Raw genomic sequence first — 7,699 nt, forward strand, 5'->3', positions numbered from 1 at the left:
GCGAACGCTGACCCTGAGGTGTAGGTTTAAAAATAGGGATGCAAGAGAGCATATCCTAAGAAATTTGTTCACCATTCCATTTGGGGTCTCCCTTGTTTTTCTAATAATCTTCATAATTTTGTTGCATTTTTGTTGTGCCTTACCTCCCATACGTTTTTTATTACATAGAATATCCTCATAATGGTAGATTTCCATTTGTAATTATCCTTGCATTGATTTCGCCATAAACAGTGTTAGTTAGAATTAGGAGACGCTTTAGGTGAAGGTTGCAATATTCCAACACATCAGGATTAGTCCTGAACGTTCTTGCCATGACATCCACACGTGGGTTATCTGGTAATGGTAGTGTTAATGTCTTAGCCTCGGTATCTCCATCAATTGTTACTTCTATATTGAAATTTCCTGCAATTATACGCTCATGGGTCACCGCATTTCTGTACATGGAAAAATCATTCCTCCAGCTAGGATCGTCGAACCGACTTATAAGTGCATCACCAGGGCGATTACTTCTTAGCAGTCGTTTTGCGGTCTGGAAATATACCTGTGTGGGGAGTGGGATGGCAAAGTATGTTAATACTTCGCGAGCCAAAATATCCATTGCGCTGCCACATGTGTAAAAAAAGCCATCCAAGTACATGTTAGCAAGAAACATAAAGTTACTGCTTTTGCTAAGTGCATCTGCTAGTTCTGTAGTTGACATTAGGTCAATCAATGAATCGAGATGGTGCCGAGCGCATTTGATTTTATGAATTAAAGCAAAGTGGTACCTTCTATATCCTTTAACTATATCATCTGGAACATTACCAGATTCTTTCAAGGAATCAATAGTACTCTCAAGTCTTCCACAGTTAGTAAAATGGTGGTATGGTGTGAACATTATGATTTTCCTCGCATTCGTTGGGCAATAGTGTCTTTAAGCGAGGCACTTAACTGACCCCTAATATCTTTAAGATCCATTTCTTTCCCACATTCCTCGCAGATGAAGATACTATTTTCAGGAAAACGATTAATACCACCTTTTGGATGGATATCTGGGTTTAATTGTTCCTCAAATATGTAAACATGTTCGCAGTCAGAACAGTGGATATTGACCCTGAAGGAAGGTGAATCGTCACCTAACTGTTTTACAAATCCCAATTCAGCTTCGGTAAATTCCGGCCATTCTCTTTTTTGTATATCCAAAGGAATCCTGAGTGTTCCTGGATAATCCCGAAATGAAAATATAACGTCGTGAAATCCATCTTCTTCAAATTTATTTTTCACGCTGAAGGTGACTATGATATCCCCTTTGTTTTCTTTAGATTTGACATCTAGTAGGGCTAAAGATTTTGATTTACGAGATCTCCTTTTTGAAATTGAAACGGCTACTGATGTAGCGCCCTTTGGTAAATTGAAAATGGTAAACACTGCACTAAATGTTCGTGTGAATGGGATAGACCACGCATAAAGAATAGTGAATACCCCTGAGACATCTGCTTTTCCGCTTTCGCCAAGCCTAAAAGAGTCAACTAAAACTCCAGACCCAAAAAATGGTGTAATTTTCTTTTTCTTTTCACTTTTAGGTTTAGCCATTTTCGATCCACCAAAAATTTCTTAAAATGGGTTCCTGAATTGCGGATATTTTTTTATTTTTATTCTTTATTTCTCACGTGGATATAAAAGACTTTCCAAGAGATTTTATGGTGTTTTTGAAATTGAGTTCTTTGATGGGAAAATATGTGGATAGCACTCTGTCACACATTTTTCAAATATCTTCATATTTCGAGGGGAAAGAAGGAAGGAGAAGGTTTATTTCTATTACAAAAAACCACGTTGGAAAAATAAGTGCTAAAAATAAAATTCAAACAGCAACTATGTGCGAGATAACACCCGCTTCAATTCTTCCAGATCCGTAATCGGCGCTTTGCACGTGTACTCTTCGCAGATATACACCGTCGGCTTTCCTTCTATCGCTACTTTACCGCTAATGAGTGGTGTCAACTCTGGAAGTTCAGATTCGGTAACGCCCGGCTGTGAGAACGCAACGACGTTATGCGGCAGAAAATGACGCCCAAGTTCAGCCGCAAATGCCTGTGCCTCTTCTCTGTTACGGCTCGCTAGTACGACCTGTGCGGGGCTACTGAGAGAGAACGCAACGGCACAGAGCATTTGCGTGTGCTCCAGTGGGCTCTGGTCCAATGTCGCACGGAACGCGCGAAAAATGGTTTCAGCCCGCTTCTTCAGTTCTTCATTATCCGTTAGCGCTGCGAGTCGAAGGATGTTCTGCGCGGCAACCGAGTTGCCAGAGGGAATCGGCCCGTCGTACGCATCCTTTATGGCTACGGCAAGCTCCAGTTCACTGGTAAGATTGGAGAAGAATCCGCCATCTGCTTTGTCCCAGAAAAGCTCCAGCATACTATTGTTCAGTTGCAGCGCCTCGCGTAACCATTGTGACTCGAAATGAGCCTCATAGAGGTCGAGCAATCCCGCAACAAAATACGCGTAATCTTCAAGTGTTCCTGAAATTGAAGCCTCACCGTCGCGATAACGCCGCAATAGCCGCCCGTCTTTCCTGAGATTGTCACGAATAAAGCGAGCAGCGGACATTGCCGCTTCGAGATAGCGATTGTCACGGAACACCTGGTATCCCAGAGCGAACGCAGAAATCATCAGACCGTTCCAGCCAGTTATAATCTTGTCATCGGTCGCGGGGCGTATCCGTTTGTTCCTCGCCTCAAGCAGCTTCTGGGTGCTCGCACGAATAGTACCTTCATCGAGTCCCGTGGATGCTTCCGCTATAAAAAGTACACTTTTCCCTCGCTCGAAGTTGCCCTGCGGTGTCACCCCGTAGTAACGACAGAGTGCTTCGCCCTGCTCTTTTCCCAGCACTGATCTTATCTCCTCAGGATCCCAGACATAAAAGGCACCTTCCAGGCCCTCGCTGTCCGCATCCACCGCGGAGTAAAAGCCTCCTTCAGGGCCGGTCATCTCGCGCAGCACCCAATCCAGCGTCCGGCGCGCAACCTGCGCGAAGAACGGATCACGCGTTACTTGATATGCCTCTGTATAAGCCCTGGCTAAGAGCGCGTTATCGTACAGCATCTTCTCGAAATGCGGCACCAGCCAGCGGTTATCTGTTGAATATCGGTGAAAACCACCACCTAATTGGTCGAAGATGCCTCCTCGAGCCATTCCATAGAGCGTCTTCGTCACCATCTTCAACGCGTATTCCTCCTGCGTTCTGTAATAATACCGGAGAAGGAACGAGAGATAGCTGGGCAACGGGAACTTCGGCTTCTTTACCGACCATGCGGTTACCGCCGCGCCAAATCCGCCGTAGTTCGAATCGAACTGGAGAACGAGTTGCTCATACGCGTTATCAAGCAGATCTGCTGAGAGCGCCTCCTCCACGCCCGCTGGCGGCTTATGCCGGTATATGCCGCGCACGAGCTGTATAACCTCTTCCGAACTCCGCTCTAGCTGTTCCCGCTTCGTTCGCCATGAGTCAGCAATGGTACGAAGCAAATCGTTAAAGGCTGGTAAGCCGTGTAGAGGTTCAGGAGGGAAATAGGTCCCGCCATAGAACGGCTTCAGGTCGGACGTAAGAAAGACCGACAGCGGCCAGCCACCCGTGCCCGCCATCATCTGCACCGCTTTCATGTAGATCTCGTCCAGGTCTGGACGCTCTTCGCGATCCACTTTAATGCTGACAAAGTGCTCGTTGAGGATCTCCGCGGTCTGCGGATTCTCAAAGGATTCGCGTGCCATTACATGGCACCAATGGCAGGTCGCAAAGCCGATACTGAGGAAGATTGGTTTGTCCTCATCCTTAGCACGTCTCCACGCCTCCTCACCCCAGGGATACCAATTAACGGGGTTATACGCATGCTGAAGCAGATACGGACTCTTCTCCGTTATAAGTGCATTTGGAGCCTTTCCTTCCCCTTCATCGCTTCCGTGCATAGCAAGAAGCACCTCCAACCGCAAATAGTAAGTAGGAGGTTATCCTTTAAACAGATATCGTTCCCTCGTGTGAAATTACACTGCGCTCTGCTCTGTCCCGCCCGAACCTAAAACCGGATGAAGAAATCGTCGCACACAAGCAAGGCAAATCAATCTCAAACGATTACCCCGTTCACTGCTCGCTCCCGCTAAGGGGCCCTCTTTCTCCGCTTCACGCGCTCGAAAAACCCACTTTGCTCCATTATATCCCTCGTTTTCCCTGTTACTAGCACCTCTGCTTCCTTCAGGTCTGCGGGGGTTCGACAGCCGGTTAAGAACATGGCAATCTCCAATTCCTCGCCCATCTCCGCTATTTTCGCCACGACGCTCTTCGCATTCTCGTGTTTCATCGCGGGTTTCAGAAATGGTAAAGCGGCACTACAGATATCCGCACCCAGAGCGAGGCTCTTTGCAACATCAAGACCGTTCCGTATTCCGCCCGTAGCGATTATCGGACTGGGAAACGGAATCGCACTGCACTCTACTATGCTCTCTACTGTCGTAATGCCCCAGTCCCAGCCAAAAAGGTTCCCTAAATGCTCTCCTAAATCGTCCTGCTCTGCTTTCGCACGGTAGATCTCCGCAGCAGCCAGACTCGTGCCTCCGAACCCTCCTACGTCTATTGCTGACACACCGATATCGTGCAGCTTCTTCGCCACTGCGTAACCAATCCCAGCACCGGTTTCCTTCACAATCACCGGCTTCTTTATCGCCTCGCAGACCTCCCCTATCGCACCAAGGCAGCCTCGAGCGTCTACATTGCCCTCCGGCTGGATCGCTTCCTGCAAGAAGTTGAGATGTATTGCAACCGCATCCGCATCGATCATATCAATAACGCGCTCTACGCCTTCTATCCCGTATTCCTTCAATTGCGGAGCGCCTAAGTTCGCATAAATGAACGAATCAGGTGCAATGTCGCGAACCACGCGGAACGAATCCTCCTGCTCCGCGTCTTCCAGTGCCGCTCGCTGCGAGCCCACGCCTATACCCACATCGAGCGCCTCCGCAGCCTCCGCGAGAATCGCATTTAGCTGCTTCGTCTCCGGATGCCCGCCGGTAATCGATGCGATCATTATCGGATAACTAAAGGAAAAGTCCAGAAACTCCGTCTTCAAACTTATCTCCCCTTTATCTATTTCCGGTAACGCAACATGGATGAGCTTAAGGTCTTCAAAGCAGGACTCTCTCACTTCCACATCCTTCTCCGTGCAGATTCGGAGTTGCTCTATCTTTCGCTTCGACGTTTGATTCATCTTTTCATTCAGTTAAACCTTTCTTTCTAAAAAGTAGTTATCAATAAATTACCTTTACCTTTCTTTCTCGTCGTCACACCAAAAGGAAACGGACATGTATCTGATTGATATGTTTGCCGACTCAAAAAAAATTTGCCTCGAAACCTTCGGCTGCACTGCCAATGTAGGGGACACGCTGAAGCTGAGCGCGATTCTCAGGGAACAGGGGCATGCAATCGTCGCGGAACCCGAAGCCGAAGTCGTTATCGTGAATACGTGCACCGTAACGAAGCGGACGGAGCTCAATGTGATAAAGAGGCTGAAGAGCTTGCAGGAAGCGGGTAAAGAGGTGGTTATAGCGGGTTGCATGGCTGCGGCACAGCCCGAATTGGTAAAAAGCCTGTTCGGCGAAGATATAACAATGGTAACGCCGCAGGATCTCTACAAGGGCCTTAACGGGGACCACAAACTGGATTGTGACGGGGTCCTCGGTGTGATTCCGATTGCAATGGGCTGCGTGGGGAACTGCTCGTACTGTATCGTGAAGCAAGCGCGTGGCAACTTGAAGAGTTTTTCGTCTGCGAGGATACTCGAAGCCGTGAAAAGTGCGGTGGAACGAGGTGCAAAGGAGATACGGATTACCGCCCAGGACTGTAGCGCGTATGGCATGGATAAGCCAAGCGCACTGAAGCTGCCGGAGCTGCTAGAGCTGATAACAGCCGTGGACGGCGATTTCAGAATACGGGTGGGTATGATGAACCCCTTCACGATGATTCACATCCTTGATGAACTCCTAGACTCGTTCGATTCCACAAAGATATTCAAATTCTTCCACGTGCCTGTGCAGTCCGGCTCGGATACGGTGCTAAAGGCTATGAACCGGAATTACAAAACTGCGGAGTTCGTGGAGATCGTAAAACGCATACGGCAGCGATTCGAGCACTGCACGGTATGCACGGACTTCATCATCGGCTTTCCTACAGAGACGGAAAACGACTTCTGTGACTCGCTGAACCTGCTGAAAGCGGTGAAGCCGGAAAAGGTGAACATCACGCGGTTCTCACCCAGACCGGGTACGGAAGCAGCCAGACTGAACGACTTGCTGGAGCGTGAGAAGAAGAGGCGATCGCGAATTATCTCTTCGCTCTATCATCAGATCGCTCTTGAACGGAACATCGCTCAGGAAGGTAAGGTAGTTCCCATTTTGATCACAGAGCGGGGCAAAAAGGGTGGCGTAATAGGCCGCGATCCCTCATACCGGCAGGTAATACTAAAGAGATCGTTGCCACTCGGGGCCTCTTATACTGCGCGGATAACAGAGGCAAAGAGCACATATCTGCTGGGTGATAGTATTGCGTAGCCACGCCGGATGCGAGAAGTGCCGGCACACGAAGGTTTTTTTTTCTCCACTCAGTTCGAGAGAATGCGAAACGATCAAAGGTGGCGAACGGCTCGTGGTGTGGTGACGATGCAAAATTTAAATGTACTGCCGTTCTCTTCAAAGATATGGCACGAACACGACGCATGTGCACCGTCTGCGGCAAACCGGCGTTGTATAGATGCAAGTACTGCGGCGATACCCTGTGTAAGAGTCATCTCCAGCCGGAAATGCACTGGTGCGTTGGAATCGAAGCGTATAAACGTGATCGTGCAGCCCAGGGCACATCTGCCATTCCTTTAGAATTCCCGCAGGAACGACGGGGTTTTGGACGGGATAAGAGCATTTATAAAAGACCCCCCTGGGGCATCTTTGCTGGAAACTATTCGTTCCTGCTTATGTTCCTCATTTCCATCTCGTTTGTCGTGCAATTACTTGTCCCCGCATACACCGAGTATTTTAAACTCGTTCCGGCACTTGTAACGGCAAGGCCTTGGACGTTAATAACGCATATCTTCCTCCACGGCAACTTCGAACATTTCTTCTTTAACATGCTCTTCTTCGTCTTCTTCGGCCCGGTACTGGAGCGGAAGATCGGGAGTTCGAAATTTTTGGTGGTGTTTTTTATCTCAGGGATCGTTGCGGGCATTGGCTGGAGTTTCACTACCTCTCACCCTTTAGTGGCCGTTGTAGGCGCAAGCGGGGCGTTAAGCGGGATATTCGCGACCCTCGCGGTGTTGATGCCGCGGATGAAAGTGTACCTTTTCTTCTTTATACCGATGGAGATGTGGCTCACCGTGATTTTATTCGCGCTCATCGATTTCGCAATGATGGGTTCCGGCGACATGATTGCCCATACCGCGCATTTGTCAGGTCTCTTTTTCGGATTGTTTGTAGGTATGTTATTGAAAGGATCGCCCACACGGGTATAGCGCGCAAATAGTTCCTTGTGCGCGTACGATTCCCTATCTCCCGGTAGCGCCAGGAAAATTCACCGGTATCCACACCAGTATCCCGAAACATGTTAAGTAAACCAAAAAAGGTTACACATCGATGTATTCGTTTTTATGAGTCCTCTTTTCTTTCTTTTTCTGTAAAGGAGGATTAA

Annotated in this window: 6 protein-coding genes; 2 read left to right on the forward strand and 4 right to left on the reverse strand. The window is 48.3% G+C overall.

Features of this window, described 5'->3' with window-relative positions:
* Positions 1-175 precede the first annotated feature (175 nt).
* The 4 genes from JW878_06295 to JW878_06310 all read right to left on the reverse strand — a co-directional run bounded on the left by JW878_06295 (position 176) and on the right by JW878_06310 (position 5,234).
* Entirely contained in the window at positions 176-877 is a 702-nt protein-coding gene (locus tag JW878_06295) for a hypothetical protein (GenBank protein ID MBN1762666.1), read from the reverse strand.
* Positions 877-1,572, reverse strand: coding sequence for a hypothetical protein (locus tag JW878_06300; protein ID MBN1762667.1), 696 nt, complete (start codon positions 1,570-1,572; stop codon positions 877-879). Before JW878_06300 ends, JW878_06295 begins: the two co-directional genes overlap by 1 nt.
* A gap of 279 nt (positions 1,573-1,851) precedes the next feature.
* Positions 1,852-3,942 carry a thioredoxin domain-containing protein gene (locus tag JW878_06305; protein ID MBN1762668.1) on the reverse strand — a complete coding sequence of 697 codons (2,091 nt, stop codon included), beginning with the start codon at positions 3,940-3,942 and terminating at the stop codon, positions 1,852-1,854.
* Between the two features lie 188 nt (positions 3,943-4,130).
* Positions 4,131-5,234 carry a type 2 isopentenyl-diphosphate Delta-isomerase gene (locus JW878_06310; protein ID MBN1762669.1) on the reverse strand — a complete coding sequence of 368 codons (1,104 nt, stop codon included), beginning with the start codon at positions 5,232-5,234 and terminating at the stop codon, positions 4,131-4,133.
* 94 nt (positions 5,235-5,328) lie between these two features.
* Here JW878_06310 and JW878_06315 point away from each other — a divergent pair, with 94 nt between their 5' ends.
* Both JW878_06315 and JW878_06320 read left to right on the forward strand, forming a co-directional pair.
* Complete coding sequence (locus tag JW878_06315) at positions 5,329-6,573, forward strand: tRNA (N(6)-L-threonylcarbamoyladenosine(37)-C(2))-methylthiotransferase (protein MBN1762670.1); 1,245 nt, start codon at positions 5,329-5,331, stop codon at positions 6,571-6,573.
* 146 nt (positions 6,574-6,719) lie between these two features.
* Positions 6,720-7,523, forward strand: coding sequence for a rhomboid family intramembrane serine protease (locus JW878_06320; protein MBN1762671.1), 804 nt, complete (start codon positions 6,720-6,722; stop codon positions 7,521-7,523).
* The last annotated feature ends 176 nt before the right edge of the window (positions 7,524-7,699 follow it).

Source organism: Methanomicrobia archaeon, assembly GCA_016930255.1.
Lineage (GTDB): Archaea > Halobacteriota > Syntropharchaeia > Alkanophagales > Methanospirareceae > JACGMN01.